Annotated in this window: 16 protein-coding genes; 7 read left to right on the forward strand and 9 right to left on the reverse strand. The window is 60.5% G+C overall.

From position 1 onward, the window contains the following. Nucleotides 1-182: 182 nt before the first annotated feature. Complete coding sequence (mutM, locus tag VF629_RS23655) at nt 183-1,163, forward strand: DNA-formamidopyrimidine glycosylase (RefSeq protein ID WP_331060983.1); 981 nt, start codon at nt 183-185, stop codon at nt 1,161-1,163. Nucleotides 1,164-1,483: 320 nt separating this feature from the next. Here mutM and VF629_RS23660 read toward each other — a convergent pair whose 3' ends face one another. The 7 genes from VF629_RS23660 to VF629_RS23690 all read right to left on the reverse strand — a co-directional run bounded on the left by VF629_RS23660 (nt 1,484) and on the right by VF629_RS23690 (nt 7,659). Beyond that, complete coding sequence (locus VF629_RS23660; RefSeq protein ID WP_331060984.1) at nt 1,484-2,890, reverse strand: radical SAM protein; 1,407 nt, start codon at nt 2,888-2,890, stop codon at nt 1,484-1,486. Between the two features lie 43 nt (nt 2,891-2,933). Then, nucleotides 2,934-3,737: a tetratricopeptide repeat protein gene (locus VF629_RS23665; RefSeq protein WP_331060985.1), complete on the reverse strand. Its 804-nt coding sequence runs from the start codon at nt 3,735-3,737 to the stop codon at nt 2,934-2,936. 19 nt (nt 3,738-3,756) lie between these two features. Then, nucleotides 3,757-4,296: a hypothetical protein gene (locus VF629_RS23670; protein WP_331060986.1), complete on the reverse strand. Its 540-nt coding sequence runs from the start codon at nt 4,294-4,296 to the stop codon at nt 3,757-3,759. 73 nt (nt 4,297-4,369) lie between these two features. Beyond that, nucleotides 4,370-4,918 carry a hypothetical protein gene (locus VF629_RS23675; RefSeq protein ID WP_331060987.1) on the reverse strand — a complete coding sequence of 183 codons (549 nt, stop codon included), beginning with the start codon at nt 4,916-4,918 and terminating at the stop codon, nt 4,370-4,372. 25 nt (nt 4,919-4,943) lie between these two features. Continuing rightward, nucleotides 4,944-5,684, reverse strand: a complete 741-nt coding sequence (locus VF629_RS23680) for a hypothetical protein (RefSeq protein WP_331060988.1) — start codon at nt 5,682-5,684, stop codon at nt 4,944-4,946. 58 nt (nt 5,685-5,742) lie between these two features. Next, on the reverse strand, nt 5,743-6,510 hold the full coding sequence (locus VF629_RS23685) for a prolipoprotein diacylglyceryl transferase (protein WP_331060989.1): 768 nt from the start codon (nt 6,508-6,510) through the stop codon (nt 5,743-5,745). Between the two features lie 105 nt (nt 6,511-6,615). Continuing rightward, the gene (locus VF629_RS23690) at nt 6,616-7,659 is read right to left on the reverse strand and encodes an SDR family oxidoreductase (RefSeq protein ID WP_331060990.1); all 1,044 of its coding nucleotides are present in this window, start codon (nt 7,657-7,659) and stop codon (nt 6,616-6,618) included. A 183-nt stretch (nt 7,660-7,842) separates the two neighbouring features. Here VF629_RS23690 and VF629_RS23695 point away from each other — a divergent pair, with 183 nt between their 5' ends. Together VF629_RS23695 and VF629_RS23700 are read left to right on the forward strand one after the other, a co-directional pair. Then, complete coding sequence (locus VF629_RS23695; protein ID WP_331060991.1) at nt 7,843-8,352, forward strand: hypothetical protein; 510 nt, start codon at nt 7,843-7,845, stop codon at nt 8,350-8,352. Between the two features lie 122 nt (nt 8,353-8,474). Beyond that, nucleotides 8,475-9,518 carry a bile acid:sodium symporter family protein gene (locus tag VF629_RS23700; RefSeq protein WP_331060992.1) on the forward strand — a complete coding sequence of 348 codons (1,044 nt, stop codon included), beginning with the start codon at nt 8,475-8,477 and terminating at the stop codon, nt 9,516-9,518. On the opposite strand, the gene VF629_RS23705 is transcribed toward VF629_RS23700, so the two are convergent. Then, nucleotides 9,519-10,280: a dienelactone hydrolase family protein gene (locus VF629_RS23705; RefSeq protein WP_331060993.1), complete on the reverse strand. Its 762-nt coding sequence runs from the start codon at nt 10,278-10,280 to the stop codon at nt 9,519-9,521. It lies immediately after the preceding gene. A gap of 129 nt (nt 10,281-10,409) precedes the next feature. Here VF629_RS23705 and VF629_RS23710 point away from each other — a divergent pair, with 129 nt between their 5' ends. The 3 genes from VF629_RS23710 to VF629_RS23720 all read left to right on the forward strand — a co-directional run bounded on the left by VF629_RS23710 (nt 10,410) and on the right by VF629_RS23720 (nt 15,586). Further along, nucleotides 10,410-11,459, forward strand: a complete 1,050-nt coding sequence (locus VF629_RS23710; protein ID WP_331060994.1) for an LLM class flavin-dependent oxidoreductase — start codon at nt 10,410-10,412, stop codon at nt 11,457-11,459. A 227-nt stretch (nt 11,460-11,686) separates the two neighbouring features. Continuing rightward, nucleotides 11,687-14,218 carry a TonB-dependent receptor gene (locus tag VF629_RS23715; protein ID WP_331060995.1) on the forward strand — a complete coding sequence of 844 codons (2,532 nt, stop codon included), beginning with the start codon at nt 11,687-11,689 and terminating at the stop codon, nt 14,216-14,218. Nucleotides 14,219-14,317: 99 nt separating this feature from the next. Beyond that, nucleotides 14,318-15,586 carry a PepSY-associated TM helix domain-containing protein gene (locus VF629_RS23720; protein ID WP_331060996.1) on the forward strand — a complete coding sequence of 423 codons (1,269 nt, stop codon included), beginning with the start codon at nt 14,318-14,320 and terminating at the stop codon, nt 15,584-15,586. A gap of 127 nt (nt 15,587-15,713) precedes the next feature. Here the strand turns inward: VF629_RS23720 and VF629_RS23725 are convergent, their stop codons facing one another. Beyond that, the gene (locus VF629_RS23725; RefSeq protein WP_331060997.1) at nt 15,714-16,484 is read right to left on the reverse strand and encodes a sulfite exporter TauE/SafE family protein; all 771 of its coding nucleotides are present in this window, start codon (nt 16,482-16,484) and stop codon (nt 15,714-15,716) included. 94 nt (nt 16,485-16,578) lie between these two features. Here VF629_RS23725 and VF629_RS23730 point away from each other — a divergent pair, with 94 nt between their 5' ends. After that, on the forward strand, nt 16,579-17,304 hold the full coding sequence (locus VF629_RS23730) for an SIMPL domain-containing protein (RefSeq protein ID WP_331060998.1): 726 nt from the start codon (nt 16,579-16,581) through the stop codon (nt 17,302-17,304). The last annotated feature ends 156 nt before the right edge of the window (nt 17,305-17,460 follow it).

The following is a 17,460-nucleotide window of genomic DNA, read 5'->3' on the forward strand; positions in this document are numbered from 1 at the left end:
GGAGTCGAAGCATCTCGCCTGCTTCGTCAGGCTCCCCTCTCCACCGGAGAGGGGTCGTACCCGCAGGGCCGGGGGTGAGGCCTCACGTCTGCAACGAAGTGGTAGAGATGCTTCGACTCCGCTCAGCATGACGGTCTGTAATACGCAAGCATTCAACCCTCAAAACTCAACCCTTCCCACCTGTGCCCGAATTACCCGAAGTCGAAACCTACCGCCGCTTTATTGATGAACTAGCCGTGGGCCAAACCATTGGTGCTGTGCAAGTGAACGATGCCCACGTGCTGGCCACGCCCGAAGACCAACTGCGCGCCGGCCTTGTGGGCCGCACTGTCACGGGCACTAGCCGCCTGGGGAAGAATTGCTTTCTGGAGCTGGACAACGGCAAGGTGCTGGTGCTGCACTTCGGCATGACCGGCGACGTGGGCGCCTACCGCGACGAGCCCGACGCCCCGCGCTTTACCCGCGTGGCCCTGCACCTTGAGGACTCTGGCTTGCGGCTGGCGTTTATCGACCCGCGCAAGTTTGGCCGTATTCGTTTGGCCGATAGCGCCGCCGCGCACCAAAAGGCTAAGAAAATCGGCCCAGATGCCCTCGACATCACAGCCGCGGAACTGCACCAGAAACTAGCGCGCCGCAAGACGTTGCTCAAGCCTTTGCTGCTCGACCAAAGCATCACCGCCGGCCTCGGCAACTGGATTGTGGACGAGGTGCTGTTTCAGGCCAAAATTCACCCCGAGCGCGTGGGTTCTTCGCTCACGGATAAAGAGGGGAAAGCGTTGCACGAAGCCGTGCAACTGGTGCTGAACACGGCCATCAACCAGGAAGCCAATTACCGCCATTTTCCGGCCAGCTTCCTCATCCACGCCCGCGAGTGGGACACGTCGGCCACGCCCGCCAGCGACGATGCGCACACCTTTTGCCCCCGTCATCCGAAGGTAAAAATCGACAAATATTACTTGGGCGGCCGGGCTACTTACACCTGCCCGAAGTGCCAGCCCGCGCCGGTTTCAGTGGACATCCAGGTGCCCCGCAACCATGAAAATGCCCGAACACGCCCCAAACCCGATGATGAGCACCAAAAACGTGCTCAGAAAATAGGGAGCGGCGCCCACATCCTCGGGCCCTCGGCCAAGGTGGGCAAACGCCAGTATAAGGTTGAGTAATGCTTGACCCAAATAGATGAGCGCAAATAGAAATATCAACGAGTCGTCGATAAATTTCGCCGCCAGGCCCAGCACAATAGCTGCGCCCAGCACGGCCAGTAGGTTGTTGCGGACAATGCTACCGAAGGTGGACTTTTTCATCGATGAAATGTCGTTGGTATAAGCCTGCGTTAGGGTGACAACGATTAAGTTTAAAGCGGTTGGCTACACATGCTCCAGCCTATCAACAATACAACCAAGCCTACTAGCAGGATTGCCAGGCAGCCATTCATTTTGGGCTGTTCGTCTGGCGGGGTAGGGGGTGGGATAAGCGGTTGCATTTATACAATGCCCATCCGTTCGCCACGCAGTTCTTCCAGCCGCGCGAGTTTCTCGGCGTCGCGGTAGAAGATATTCATTGTCTCGAACGGCACAATTTTCAGGTCTTTGCTGACGATGTGCACGCAGGATTTCTTCACGGCGCGCACGTCGAAATTATACGCATCCATGAATTGCAAAATGATAATGCGAAATAGGTTTTCGTAGCCCAAGTTCGGCGCCGAAACCTGCGGCAGACAGCACAACAATTGATTGATTTCGGGCACCACCGTGTCCACCGTATTCGCGGTGCTAAACAGCTTGAGCATGTGCTGGCGCATGCGCGGGTCGCGCTCGTACACGATGGTGTTGCTGCTGTTGCTGAGCAGTTCGGCCGGGTCGATGTAGCGGGTGAGGGGGAATACTTCGCCGTCTAGTTTCAGGGCGTAAGCCATGGCCAGCGCGTCGGGATTGCAGGGCACGGGCAGTAGGTCTTCCGCCGTGAACACCGGGCTTTGGTCGATGATGCCCTGGCGCACTTCGGTGAGCGAGAACGAGTCGGTTTCGGGGTTGAAATTATCGAGCCGGCCAGCCGCCTGCGTGGGCTGAAACGTGACGCCGCGGATGCAGCGCTGCTGTAGGGCATAGTCGATGATGTCGCCTATTTCGTCATCGTTCAGGCCTTTTTGCAAAGTCACCACCAGCGTGGTGCTGAGGTTGTATTTGTTCAAGTGCTCGATGGCTTGTTTGCGTACCTCGCGCAAGTCGCGGCCGCGCATGGTGAGCAGCACGTTTTCGCGGAAAGAGTCGAACTGCAAATACACTTCAAACGCACCGGCGTACGTGGCCAGCCGCGCCACAAAGGCTTCGTCTTTGGCCAGGCGCACGCCGTTGGTATTTACCATCAGGTGCTTGATGGGTTTGCGCTTGCACATGTCCAGAATTTCCCAGAACTGCGGGTGCAACGTGGGCTCGCCGCCGGATATCTGAATTACATCGGGCTCGCCTTCGTTGGCCACCACTAGGTCCACCATGGCTTCTACTTCTTCCAGGGTGCGGTGCCGGCCGTGGGTGGGGCTGCTTTCGGCGTAGCAGGTGGGGCAGGTGAGGTTGCAGCGGTCGGTTATCTCAACGACGGTGAGGCAGCTGTGCTGCTCGTGGTCGGTGCAGAGGCCGCAGTCGTAGGGGCAGCCGAAGTGCGTGGCCATGTTGAAGCGGCGCGGCGTTTCGCTGGGCTTCACGTAGTTGCGAATGCTCTTGTAATACTCAATGTCGGTGGCAATGCGCACCTTCTGCCGCCCGTGCTCCGGGCAGCGCTTGAGCATGAACACGTTCCCGTCCTCAAAGACGATTTTGGCCTCGATGCGGCGCAGGCACTGCGGGCACAGGCTCAGCGTGAAATCGTAGTAGGTGTAGGGACGTTCGGGCATGGGCAGGAGAAAATAAGGTTTTGGAAAAAGCAGGAGCCGTTCTTCAACGGAGCAATGCTTGCTGCACCTCGTAGGTCGTTATCTGGTAGGGGTAATTTTCATAAAACGTATTGTCTTCGTTCATCTGGTAGCCTTTTGCCAGACATTGTTGCGCGAACGTCAGTCGCTGGCGGGCCTCGGTTTCCCGCTTTTGCGCCCGGTGCGTCAGCCCCAAGTAATAATTAGCGTCGGGATGCTGGGCGTACTGTTTTAGGCATTGCTGCAAATACTGCTCAGACAGGGCGTATTTCCCCATTTTCCAATACAACACTCCCACGTAGAAGAGGCTGTTGAAATGAATGTCGGCTTCGGCAATGCTGCTTTTTTGCAAAGCCATGTCGCGCTTGAAATCTTGCTCTGCCAGCGCATATTGCCCCATTTTTAGGTGGCACAATCCTTCAAAAAACGGGAAGGTATGGTCCATCTCCCGGCCGTTGGCATTGCGGCGGGCAGCCAGTTGAAAATCGGCCAAGCCGCCTTCGTAATCCTTGGTTTTGATGACCTTCAGAAACCCCCGGTAGGCCAGCCAGGCCTGCGGGTCCACCTCCACGGCTTTATCCTCCAAGGCAAATGCCTCCTCCCATTTGCCATCCTTCACCGGCGGCACGGCTTTGTGCTGGTAGGCAACGCCAATGTTGGGGCAAATGGCAATCAAACTGTCGCAATACTGATTCCAGCGCGGGTCGAGGTAACTCACTTTTTCGGCCCCCCGCTCAATGTATCGCGTTATCAGCGAGTCGCGGTAGGTTTTGCGGCTGCACTCGGCTGCCAATGGCTGTTTGGTTACAGTTTGGCCACAACTAGCCATTAGCAGCGCCAGTAGGCAGCTAAGGAGTAACGGCCACCACTTTTCCATCGCTAATGTTGAAATTAAGATACGTCAGGTACCGAACCGGGAAAGGAGCTTTGCCTATTTTCCAGTCCGTCAGCGTTTGCACAAAACCATACAGTTCGCGCACTAATGCCGGCGAAAAGGTAGCGCGCTGATAGCGTTTATCGGTTTGCAGCAGTTGGGTGCGTGCTTCACGATGCCCTTGGCAGTCGATGATGAACCGAAACGTAATGTGGCCCTCCCCGCGGTATTGCTGGCCCTTGCGGGTTATAAACGCTTGCGCCTGCTCGGTCAACGTCTCCGAACTGCGTGGGTATTTGCCTTCCACGCTGTAGTAGCGCACCACAGGCACCTTGGCACAAGCAGGGTTGCGAGTTGAGGTTGTATCTAAAAATTCGCCGTTGGGCAGTGTGATGTATTGGGCTTGAGCACCCGTACTGGTCATTAGCCACACCAGCCACAGTAGAAGCGCGTGTCTCATGCAGACATTGTTCTTGCGCGATTGGCGTTCATGCGGCGCAGGTAAGGCGGGCACAGGCTCAGTGTGAAATTGTGGTGGGTGTGACGACGTTCGGGCATGGGATTCTTTATTTAAAGAAATTGGTCGCTTATGCTATAGATGCAGGCGGCAAACTTTCGCATACGAAGTTGTAAACGCCTCTTTTCTCTTTTAACTCACCAATAAAAGTAGAAAAGCCAACCAAGTGTTGATGAACAGATATTTTCTTTCCAAAGGCATCAGTAATTTCCATTTTTCCTGCAAAGGGTTTGAATTTTACTAAAGCAATATTTTTCCATAAAATATCCTCTGATTTGCCGTAAACATTCTGTGCAGTAATAGTCTCTGCGTTGAATTTTACTTTATGGTTGCGGTACCACAAGAAGCAAGAAGTGGATAGTGCTGCGAACAGCATAAATACAAATGAAGAGGCAACGAATATGCTCGTGGTGTATTCGTTAGCTATTAGAGGAAGAAACAAACCAATACCTGCTATAATACCTCCCAATAGGCCAATTATTTGGTACAGTTTGGCCATTCTCAGTTCAAAGCTTCCATCGGCAGTGGCATGTATTTGCCTTTTACCGCCTTTCGTTAAGTAGTAAAGTGCCAAACTAACAGCTACCCAAACTGCTATCGAAACGGTAGAATCTTTCATCTATTACCTTATTTAAAGAGCTGTATTACTTCTCCTTTTCTTCCGCCACTGGCGCGGGCGCTGCTGCGGCTGGGGTTTCAACCACAATGCGGCTGGCGCCGGCGCGGTTGGCAATGACTTGTTCGCCCAGCTTCCCCAGATTCTTGGAGGTGTAGATTTTCATGGCGGTGGCCACGTCCACGGCTTGGGCGGTTTGCTCGTCGTACACGGGCACCAGGGAGAGGAAATTGACTGTCACGCCGCGGGGCTGGAGCAGCTTATTGAGCTCAGGTAGCAGCAAATCTTCGAAATCAGACGGGCTGAAGGTCACCACGTCTTCCTTGGACAGGCGGCCGCGCACCGCGTCTTTGATGCGTTTGTCGATGACCGTGTTTTCGGCGGCTTCAAACTGGGTGCCGACTTCGGCGCTGTTGGTTTTGCCGAGGTATTTGGCTTCCTGAATGAAGGCCATGGGATTGGTGATGGTGTAGTCGTAGCTCACGTCGAGCGAGGCCAGCACGTTTTCGGCAAATACCACTTTGAAGTGGCTGTCGCCCTGCATGGGGTAGTCGGGGATGGTGACTTTGTAGAAGCACGGATTGCCCACGCCTTTGGGCACCGATTTGCCGGCGGCAATCAGCTTCCAGTTCACGCCGCAGTCGTCGGTTACCAGGGTGTTCACGTTGGCTTTGGCGTAGTCGCAGCCGGTGAGGGCCACCGGCGAGAGCGCAACGACAAGGCCGGCCAGCGCCATGCGCGCTTTGGAGAGTAACAATCCTTTTTTCATGGAATGCAGAAAAGGTGTAGATGGGTGTGCTTGCTGAATCGCAGTGCGCGCAGTTGCATTACCGATGCACCGAAGAATCTTGAACAATGGCTGGCTTGCGGCTGAATAGCCAAACATAATACCCCAGCCCCGCTACACAGGCCCACTGAATGGCGGTGAGCCCCAGCCCCGGCAGCGCCGCCGTGGGCTTAATGAATTCCACCAGCAGCCGAAAGAGCAGATAGCTGCTCAAAAACAGCTGGAACCGCCGGCCATCCACCAAGGGCCCGCGGCGCTCCAGCAGCCACAGCAGCAGCGCCAGCACCCCCAGAAACAAGATTTCGTAAAGGTTGGTGGGGTGGCGGGCCACGCCATCGCCGAAGTTGATGCCCCAGGGCAGGCCCGTGGCCGTGCCGTAGGTGCCGTCTTCCAGCCCGCTAAAAAAGCAGCCGAGCCGGCCAATGCTCAGCCCCAGCAGGAGGGGAAATACCATGAGGTCGCCGCTGCTGGCCGTCACACCCAGCCGCTTTTTGGCCAGCTCCACGCCGATGAGGCCGCCCAAAAAGCCGCCCACAATGGTTTTGTTGGTGAAGTAGTACAGCCAACCGCCGGGCGGGTGGGCCAGCAACTCGGGGTGCTCCAGCAGGCCCAGCAGGCGCGAGCCGAGCAGCGCTCCCGCCGCGGCGCCCACAAAAATCCATTGCCGGTGCGCGGTGCTGATGCGGTCGGGGGAGTGGGTGCGCAGGTAGGTGTAGAGGCGATAGCCGAGGGCGTACGCCAGCACCTCGCACAGCAAGTGCACGGGCAGGCGGGCCGGGCCCAGGGCTAGCTCAACGGGAAAATGCATGGCGCGAAGATGCGCCGTAAAAACGAGTACCCCGACCTTTCATTTCGGCCCGCCAGAACAGCTTCCGTTCAACGCGGGCCGAAATGAAAGGTCGGGGTACTCGTGCTACGCCTCGTTGTTTTCACGGGCGGCTTTGCGCGTGAGGGCGGTGAGGGGCGAGCGGGTAATTTCCGACTCGCTCTCGGAGCCCAGGCGGCGCACGTTGGCGGCGGCGCTCTCGCCGGTGGCGGGCAGGGCGCGGTTGAGCCAGCTCAGGATGTCGGTGGTGGTGCCGGGCAGCAGGCCGTGGAAGGCCGATAGAAACTTGGCGGGCAGCGAGAGAATGATTTCGCCGTCGCCGCGGCGGCAGGCGTTCCAGATTTGGCGGGCCGCTTGCTCGGCGCTCAGCGTGAAGCCGGGCAGGGAATCGGCAATGCTGAACCAGGCAAACTCTTTCTTGTGCTGGCCCTTCACCATGGCGTGGCCGGGGCTGCCGGTGCGCAGCAGGCCAGGACACACGGTGGTCACGGAAATGCCGTGCTGCCGCAGCTCGGCCCGAAAGCCTTCGGACAAGCCCACCAGGGCAAATTTGCTGGCGCTGTAGGGGGCCATGTGGGGCAGGGCCACTTTGCCCCCCAGCGAGGAAATGTTGACAATGCGGCCGGTTGCGCGGCGCCGCATGCTGGGCAGCACGGCCTGCATGGCGTGGAAAGGTGCCCAGAAGTGAATGGCCATGGTGTCCTCGTAGTCGCGGGTGTCCATGTTGTCCAAGGGGCCGCCCACGATGATGCCGGCGTTGTTGATGAGCACGTCGATGGGCCCGAGGCGGGTTTCCACTTCGGCCACCATGGTGCGCACTTCGGTTTCGTTGGTGATGTCGCGCGCCAGGGTCAGCACGTCGGCTTCGGCGGCGCCGGCCAGGAGCAAGTCCTGGCGGGCGCGGGCCAGCTCGGCCTCGTCGCGGGCACAAATGGCGACGCGGGCGCCCTCGGCCACGGCCTGGCGGGCCAGCACCAGCCCCAGGCCGCGCGAGCCGCCGGTGATGAGCACTACCCGTTGGCTCAGGTCGTACGACCCGCGGCGGTTCGACCACAGGGTGGCGGCGAGGGTGGCGGCGCCAAGGCCGGCGGCCAGCAACCAGTTTTTGTTGGTGCGCTTGTCGTGTTTCATGGAGGTTTGTATGCCAAAAAGGGCCGAAAGGTTGCACCGCCGTGGTCACCGGCCGGTTTTTTCGACTGGCTCTGGCACGAAACGTGGATGGCGGTGTGTTTGAGGCAGTACCGGCCGGGTTTTCATCCGATATTTACCCCGCCGTTGCGCCCCTTCTTTTCTGTTGTAGTAAATCATTGCCCCATGAAATTGTTATTGCTCTCTTCGTTGCTGGCCCTGGCCACCGTGTCCGCGGCGTTGGCGCAGTCCCCGGCCACGGTCAAGACCAAGGTGAAGCCTGTGGGCCAAGCCAGCGTGAAAACCAAAACCACCGCGGCTGCCAGTGCGCCCGCCGCTGAGGCGCCTGCTCCGCCCGCCGCCACGGTCGACGCAAAGGCCAATGCGCTTACGGCCAACATGCAGCAGAACCTCGGCCTCTCGCCCCAGCAAACCGAGAAAGTCCGGGCCATCAATCGTCGCTCGGTGGAGGGGTTGGAGTCCGCCCGCCTGCAGTACAAGACCGACCCGCGCAAGCTGGCCGGTGTCATCGAAACCATCAGCAGCTCGCGCCTCTCGGCCATCAAAGACGTGCTTACTCCCGCTCAATTCGCTAAATACCAGCGCAAGCGCGAGGAAAAGATGGGCGTGCCCAACGTGCAGGGCGTGCAAGGCACCCCGCCGCCCGGCTTGGGCGGTGGCAGCGGCGACCAATAAGGCAGCAACCAGCAACCAGCGGCCGGTTCAGTACCAAGCGCCTGGCTCTTCGGAGTCAGGCGCTTTTTTTGTTTTGAAACAGAGTTGCCCGGCCTTCGGGGCCGCGTTGGCGTATTTGGGGCATGGCCCAGCCCGTTGCCCCCGCTCCACCTGCTTCCAACCGCTTCTTTGCCCTGCTGGCCCGCGCCGGCCTCGACTGGTTTCTGCTGGCCTTGATTGGGGTGGTGGTGCTGGCCTATTTCCAGCCCGGCCTGGGCAGCAAGGCCAGCCCGGTGCCGTGGAAAGTAATTACCACCGTGGGCGTGGCCCTGGTGTTCTTCTTTTACGGCCTCAAGCTGAGCTTCGAGAAGCTGCGGGCGGGCATGCGCAACTGGCGCCTGCACCTGTTGGTGCAGCTGGCCACTTTCGCCTTGTTTCCCTTGCTGGCGCTGGTGGTGCGCCCATTTTTTAACTCCGCTGGCGGCGATGCCCTCTGGCAAAGCATCTTCTTCCTGTGCGCGCTGCCCAGCACGGTTTCAACCTCGGTGGTGATGGTGAGCATTGCGGGCGGCAACCTGCCGGCGGCCATTTTCAACGCCAGCATTTCCAGTTTAATCGGCATTCTGCTCACGCCGCTGCTCACCAGCCTGTTTCTGCATACGGGCACGGGCGGCAGCCAGCTGTGGGGCCTGGCCGTGCAGCTGCTGTGGCAGGTGGTGCTGCCGGTAGGGGCGGGGGTGTTGCTCAATGCCCGGTTCAACGCCTTTGCTGAGCGTCACAAATCCGGCCTGCGCATCTTCGACCAAATCACCATCCTGCTCATCGTTTTCACCGCCTTCTGCGAGTCGTTTGCCGAGGGCATTTTCAGCCGCTACCAGCCCGCCGACATTGCCAAGCTGGGCGCCGGCATGGTTGGCCTTTACCTGGTGGTTTTTGCCATCATTTGGGGCGTTAGCCGCGCCCTGCGCTTCTCTCGTGCCGACCAAATCGTGGCCGTATTCTGCGGTTCCAAAAAATCCCTGGTTCACGGCAGCGTGATGGCCAGCCTGCTTTTCCCCGCCAGTGCGGCCACGGGGCTCATTCTTCTGCCGCTCATGCTTTACCACGCCCTGCAGATTGTGCTGGCCAGCAGCATGGCGCAGTACCTCGGCCGGCAAACTGCGGCTCAGCCGGTAGCGGCTGCTTAGCTAATAGGAGGCAGACGGGGCCGGGGGTGAGGCCCCGCCAAGACCGGCAACAGCGCCCAGCTTTTCCTTGAGAAACGCCAGCGTCATGCCCCAGGCTTCGGCGGCGGCTTGCGGGTGGTAGCTGGGCCGCTCGTCGCAGTAGAAGCCGTGGTCGGCGTAGGAGATGACGGTGTTGATGTAGGGCTTGCCGGCGGCGGCTACCGCGTCCACCACTTCGGCCACCATTTCTTTGCCGATGTGGGCATCGAGCCCACCCCAGAAGAAGAGCTGCGGCGCGTGCAGGTCTTTGGCGCGGTCTTTTAGGAGGTGGGTGCCTCCGCCGTAGTAGGAAACGGCCGCCGCGAGCGGCAGCACGGCGTTGGCCAGAAACGACACGCGCCCGCCCAGGCAAAAGCCGACGCTGCCAATTTTATCGGCCACCACCAGCGCCTGCGAGGTCAGCCAGTCGTAGCTGGCCTGCAAATCCGCCGTCAGGCCTTCGCTGTCGATGGCGCCGTAGTGCGGGATAGCCACGGTGGCGAAATCCGAATAGGCGATTTCCAGGCCCGGGGTGGCAGTGCGGTGAAACAGCTCGGGGGCAATGACGGCGTAGCCCGCCTGCGCCAGTCGGTCGGCCACGCTGCGGATGTGGTGGTTCACGCCAAAAGCTTCTTGCAATAGAATCAGGCCAGGCACGGGGCCGGTGCTGTCGGGGAAAGCTGTGTAAGCCCGCATCTCGGTGCCGTCGGCTACGGAGAGGGTGACGAAGGTTGGGTCGCTCATGAAAGCAGGGGGTAGTTGAAAGTGTGGGTGCTTAAACAGCTAGTCCGGCATTTGTTCATTCCGGGCCCCACGCACTTCCCGCGAACCGGAAGGCCCCTTCGGCGGTTCTCACGTCTTACCCCCCTGAAAATGACTACCACCCCCAACCTTCGCCTCAACGTCCTCGACCAGTCGCCCATTCGCCCGGGCAGCACCCCGCGCGAGGCCATTCTCGAAACCGCGGAGCTGGCCCGGCTGGCCGACCGCCTCGGCTACGGCCGCTTCTGGGTGAGCGAGCACCACAACACCAACACCCTGGCCGGCTCGACGCCGGAAGTGCTGCTGGCCTACCTCGGCAGCCAAACCCAGCGCATTCGGCTGGGCTCGGGCGGCATCATGCTGCCGCACTACAGCGCCCTGAAGGTGGCCGAGAACTTCCGCATGCTCGAAACCTTGTTTCCCGGCCGCATCGACCTGGGCATGGGCCGGGCCCCCGGCGCCGACCGCCTCACGGCCTACGCCCTCAACCCCAACAACACCTTCAACGAAAAGGACTTCGTGGAGCAGCTCATGGACTTGCAAGCCTACCTGCGCGACGAACGAGTGCCCGACACCATTCACGAGCGGGTGATGGCCATTCCGCAGGCGCCCGCGGCCCCGGAGCTGTGGATACTCAGTTCCAGCGGCCAGAGTGGCTTGTTTGCCGCGCACTTGGGCATGGCGTTTTCCTTTGCCCAGTTTATCAACGGCACCGGCGGCCCTGAGGCCGTGCGCACTTACCGCCAGCGGTTCCGCCCGTCTTTGGAGCTGGCCGCACCGTTGGCCAACATGGCCGTGTTCACGCTCTGCGCCGACACCGAGGAGCGCGCCCAGGAATTGCGCGCCGCCATGGACCTGCAGCTCATTCGCTTCAGCAAAGGCCAGTTTACTCCTTTTCCCACCACCGAAGAAGTGCGCAGCTACCGCTTCACGGCCGAAGACCAGGCCCTGCTACGCCAAAACCAAGGCCGCGTGGTGAGCGGCACGCCCGAGCAGGTGCACGCCCAGTTCACCGCCCTGGCCGCTGACTATGGCGTCGATGAAATCACGGCCGTCACCATCACCGCCGACTTCCAGGACCGCCGGCGCTCCTACGAGCTGCTGGCCGAAGCCTTTGAGCTGACGGCTACCACTGCCCAGCGCCACGCGGAGTTGGTGTAAGCTCAACCGGCGCTGGCAGGCCATTGGCTGGATTGGTTTAGCTAGCCACAAACATAAAAAGCCCGGCCTTAGCCGGGCTTTTTGCTTGTCCAGACAATTGCTGTTGAGCTAACAAATTAATAATGGCTCTTTAAGGGGGAATAGAAAGATTTTTTCAATATACTATTTGGAACAATTCTAAATAGACTGCACCTTTGCACCATATTTTGAATGATTCTAAATAACCCATGCGTCTTCCCATACTTCCTCTGCTCTTTGTTGCCACTCTGTTACCGCTTACAAGCACGGCCCAGTCGGAGCGTCCCCACCGACAGCATGAGAAGCACAACGGAGCGCACGGCACCGTGAGCGGCGTAGTAATGCTGGCTAACGGCAAACCCGCCGAGCAGATTTCGGTGATGGTGAAGGGCACCACCCGCGGCACCACGACCGCCGCCGACGGCAGCTTCCAGCTCAGCGCCCCCGCTGGCTGGCAAGTCCTCACGGTGAGCTGCCTGGGCTGCGTACCGCAGGAAATCAGCGTGGAAGTACTCGCTCGCCAAACGGTAACGGCCCAGCCCGTAACCCTGGCCTCCGGCGAGCAGCAGCTAAGCGAAGTGACCGTGACCGGCGGCAAAAGCATGAACCAGCGCCTCACCAGCGTGGGCAAAATGCCCATTGCGCCGCTGGACAACCCGCAAAGCACCGTGACCGTGGAGCGAGAGGTGCTGGAGCAGCAGCAGGCCCTGCGCCTGAGCGATGTGCTGTCCAACGTGGCGGGCCTGTACGTGACCAGCACCACCGGCGGCACCCAAGAAGAGCTTGGCAGCCGCGGCTTTGCTTACGGCAGCAGCAATACCTTCAAAAACGGCGTGCGTTTCAACAACGGCGTGATGCCGGAAGTAAGCTCCCTGGAGCGGATGGAAGTGCTGAAAGGCAGCGCGGCCATCCTCTACGGCAACGTGGCCGCGGGCGGCGTGCTGAACCTGGTGACCAAGAAGCCGCAGTTTGAGCGCGGGGGCTCAGTTGGCTTGCGCGTGGGCAGCTTCGGATTCATCAAGCCCCAATTCGACGTGTACGGCGCCGTGGGCAGCAGCGACAAAGTGGCTTTTCGCCTGAACGGCACCTACGACCGCAGCAACAGCTACCGCGACGAAGTAGAGTCCAACCGGGTGTACGTGAACCCCTCGGTGCTCTTCCGCCTCACGCCCAAAACTGAGCTGCTGGTGGAAGGCGACTACCTGCGCGACAACCGCACCCCAGACTTTGGCGTGGGAGCCATCGATTACAACATTCTGGAGTCGCGCAGCCGGTTCCTGAACGTTGACAACGCCATCAACGCCACCCAGCAAACCAGCGCCACCGCCACACTCACCAGCCGCCTCAACAACGTGTGGCAGGTACGGGCCGTGGGCGCGTTTCAGCGCTACGACAACGAGCAGCGCAGCGCCTCGCGCCCCGTGGGCATCAACAGTGGTTTCCGGCCGGCCCGGGGAATTGTGGGCACGCCCAGCTACGTGGCACCCACGCCCAAGCCAGCGCTGTATGGCGACATGCTGCGCAGCCTCAACCGCAGCGAAACCGCTGAGAATTACTACCTCGCCCAACTGGACCTGACCGGCACGTTCCGCACGGGCGGCATTGGCCACACCCTGCTGATAGGCGCCGATGCCGACCAATACAACACCAACTCCCTGTCTTACATCGCCCAGCCCTTTGACTCCATCAATGTGCTGAACCGGGGCAAGGTGCTGCGCGCGCCGGCCAACGCCGTGAGCGGCTTCGACGACCTGCGCTACAACACCCGCACGCTGGGCAACACCCGTCGCGCTGGTTTCTACGTCCAAGACCTCATCAGCTTGGGCGAGTACGTGAAAGTGCTGGCCGGCCTTCGCTGGAGCTACCAGGAAACCCCCAGCGACGTGTACACCTACCCCGCGCTAACTCAGCCCGCCGCCACCGCCGCCACCGTGAAGGAAAACCGCCGCTACGACAGCGCCTTTTCGCCGCGCCTGGGTCTGGTGTTCCAGCCCATCAAAACCACGTCTCTGTTCGCTTCCTACTCGAACTCGTTCTCGCCCCAAGGCAACACCGTGACCGACAACCAGGGCAATGGCTTGCCGCCGTCCATCATCGACCAGTACGAAGTGGGCATCAAGAACGACTTGTTTGATGGCGTGCTTTCGTTGAACGCCACGGCTTACCAGATTGTGAACAGCAACCAAGCCCAGGTCATTCAGCCCAACGCGCCCAACTATAACAGGAACTTGCCGTCGGCGCAGGAGCTGGCCGGCGAGGTTACCAGCAAAGGCGTCGAATTAGACGTGCAAAGCCGCTCGTACTTGGGTTGGTCCTTCATCACGGGCTACAGCTACAACCACACGACATACACCAAGAGCAACATCTACGAAAACGGCAGCCGCCTGCGCTACAACCCCGCGCATACGGCCAACCTGAGCTTGTTCTACAACTTTGGCAGTGCCTTCGGTGAGAACGGCTTGCTCAAAGGCCTCACGGCGGGTGTAACCGGCTATTACGTGGGCGACAAAGTGGCGGGCCGTAACACCCGCCTCACCGTCGAGAATGATGCCTTCCGCCTCATCAGCATCCCTAACTACGTGCTGTTCGATGCCTCGCTGGGCTACGCCTACGAGCGGTTCTCGGTGCGCTTCAAAATGGCCAACCTCCTCGACGAACTCAGCTACAACCTGCACGACGACAACAGCGTGAACCCCATCGCGCCCCGCTCGTTCTCGGCCACGCTGGGCTACAAGCTGTAATTCTGATTTATTGAATTCTTGCTTGCGAAATTTACTTCTTAACCCGTCGGACGCCTTGCCTTCCGACGGGTTATTTGCTGCCACGCCTGCTCTGTTTTTATGAAAGTCTTCATCCGCAACATTCACTTGTACCTGGGCTTGGCTTCGGGGCTGATTATCGTCTTCGTGTGCCTCACCGGGACCATCCTGGTGTTTGAGAAGGAGATTGAGCAGACCTGGCATTCGGAGCGGTATTTCGTGGTGCCCGCCAGCACGCCGCGGCTGTCGCTGGCGCAGCTCACCGACGCCGTGCGCGCCTACAAGCCCAAAGCCAAAATCACCAGCTGGAAAGTTTACGCCGACCCCGCCCGCAGCGTGGAAGTGAGCTTGGCCGGTGCCGGCGGCCCGGGCGGCAAAGACGGCGGCCCCAAAGGCGAGCGCTCGGGCAATGGCAAAGCCAAACTGGAGGGCGCTGGCCGGCCGGGCGGCGAGGGCCGTGGGCCCGGTGCGGGCAAGCCCGGCGAAGGTGGCCCCGGCAAAGGCAAGGGAAAAGGCGACGGCGGCCCCCGCCTCTACGTAAACCCCTACACAGCGGCGGTTTTAGGTGAAATCAACCCCCGTGAAACGTTCTTCCACACTGTGGAGCAGCTGCACCGCGGGCTGGTGGCCGGCCCCATTGGCAAGCTTGTCATGGGCATCAACGCGTCCATTTTCCTCTTTATCCTGGGCACGGGCCTAATCCTGTGGTGGCCCGCCACGCGCAAGGCCATGACGCAGCGCCTGAAGGTGAAGTGGGGGAGTGGCTGGAAGCGCCTCAACCACGATTTTCACATCGTGTTGGGCTTTTACGCTTCGCTGTTCCTGCTCGTGTTCGCCCTCACCGGCGTGGGCATGTCGTTTGAATGGATAACCAAAGGCATTAACCAGCTCACCAATTCGCCCCTGAAGCGCCCCGAGCCGCCGGTTTCGGCCGCGCCGGCTGCGGGCGCCACCACTTTCGCCGCCGATGCGGCCCTGACCCTGGCCCGCCAGCAAGCCCCCGACGCCGAGAACTACTCCCTACAGCTGCCCAAAGAACCCACGGGTAGCATTCGAGTAGCCGTGCTGCGGCCCGGCGCCGTGACGGAAAACGCCACCGATGAAGTGTACCTCGACCAATACTCCGGCCAGGTAATCAGCGGCCAAACCTATGCCCAGCGCCCCCTCGGCCAGAAGATTCGCGGCCTGTTCAAGCCCATCCACACCGGCGCCATTTTCGGCTGGCCCACCAAAATACTCGCTTTGGTAATCAGCCTGCTCGGCGCCAGTTTCCCCATCACGGGCACCATCCTGTGGCTAAACCGAATTCGTAAGAACCGCAAGAAGCAGCGCACCCTGCAAGCCGTATAGAGACGCAAGATAGTGGGTGCTCGTGCCGGTCCGGCCGCCCTAGGCGGCCCGACCGGTTGATGCCAGAACGACGCAGGCGCCCGGTAACCGGTCCGGCTGCCTAGGCCGGCCCGACCGACACGGGAGCTCACGCAAAAGTGTCCCAGCCCAGCTTGAGGATGAAGGCGCCCACCACCCCCAAAAACAGCACCCGTACGAAGCCCGTGCCGTGCCGCTGCGCCATGCGCGCCCCTAGGGTGGAGCCCAGAATGTTGCAGGCTGCCATGGGCAGCGCCACCTTGTAGAGCACCTGCCCGGTAGTGGCGAAATAAAACAAGCTCGCCAGGTTGGTGGCCACGTTCACCAGCTTCGCCGAGGCCGAGGCTGCGATGAAATCGTAGCCAAACAGCCCCACGAAGGCAAACAGCAACAAGCTGCCCGTGCCCGGCCCAAAAAAGCCGTCGTAAAAGCCAATCGACGCGCCCAGCGCAATGCCCACCAGCACCTCCCGGGTCCCGCTGAGGCGCGGCGCGTGCAGGCTGCCAAAATCCTTGCGCCACGCCGTGTAAATGGCCATGACCACCAGCAGGCCCAGCACCAGCGGCCGCACGGCCTCCTTGTGCAGCAAACTCACGGCCCGCGAGCCCAGCAGCGCAAAGCCGCCTGCCACCAGCGCCGTGAGAGCCACCGTGCGCCAGCGGATGTCCAGCTTCTCCGGTCCGTTCAGGTAGCGGCGCAGGGCGGCCAGCGTGCCCGACAAACTCGATACTTTGCCGGTGCCAAACACGGTAGGCACGGGCACGCCCGGCAGCAGCACCAGCATAGCCGGCAGTTGAATCAGGCCCCCGCCCCCCACAATGGCATCAATAAACCCCGCCAGAAACGCAAAAAAACACAGCAATAGCACCGCAGTCGTCATGCCGCGAAGGTAGCGCCCGACGCCTGGGAGCTCATCATATAGAAACTATACAATACAAGCGGCTGAGCAGCGTTTCGGCATAAAAATCAACGCCATGACCACTGCTTACCGCTTCGGCTTTTTCGTTCTTTTGGCTGCACTTGGTGCTTGCCAATCCCCCTCCGCCACTGCTCCGGCTACTCCGCGCCAAGTGCGTACCGTGGGCTACGGCAGCGTCACGGTGTACCCCGATTTTGCCGAGCTGACGGTGGATGCCGAGTTTACCCGCCCCAAACTCAAGGACGCCGTGGCCGAAGTCCAGACCGTGGTCGACCAGGTGCTGGCCCTGTCCAAGCGCTATGCCCCCGGGCCCAACGACGTGCGGGTGAGCAGCACCTCCTCAGACAAAGAATTCACCTACGTGCGCGAAAAAAGGGTCTTCGTTGGGTTCAACTCCACGCAGTCCGTTACGGTGCGCATCACCGACCTGCGGCGCCTCTCGCCCTACCTCGAAGAGCTGCTGGCCACCCGCATCAACAGCATCAAAAACCTGAACTACGGCCACACCCGCGCCGACAGCCTGCGCCGCGAAGCCGACGTGCTGGCCCTGGCCGACGCCGTGAAAACCGCCGATAAAATGTGCGCCGCCCTAAAAGTGCGCCGCGGAGCCGTGCTCGAAGCCAGCGACTCGTCGAGCCCCGAAAGCGCCCAGGACGAGTGGAGCGGCCGGCAAGCCAACATTGAGCTGTACGGCAAAGGCTTCGGGGGCCGCGGTTTCAAAACCAGCCCCGAATTGCTGCGCTTCGCAAGCGTTTGCAGCCTGACGTCGGCGCTGGAGTAGCCAGTAGGTTCCCAGCGCAGCTGTAGACAAGCGTTGCCACTCGTCCGCATTGCTGATTTCCAAGGCGACGTTGAAAAAGCCGATTTATCGTCATGCAACGCGCAGCAAAGTATCTCGCGTGGGCAACTAAATAGTGGTGACGGGCAAGATGCTTCG

It is taken from the genome of Hymenobacter sp. (assembly GCF_036388155.1).
GTDB lineage: Bacteria > Bacteroidota > Bacteroidia > Cytophagales > Hymenobacteraceae > Hymenobacter.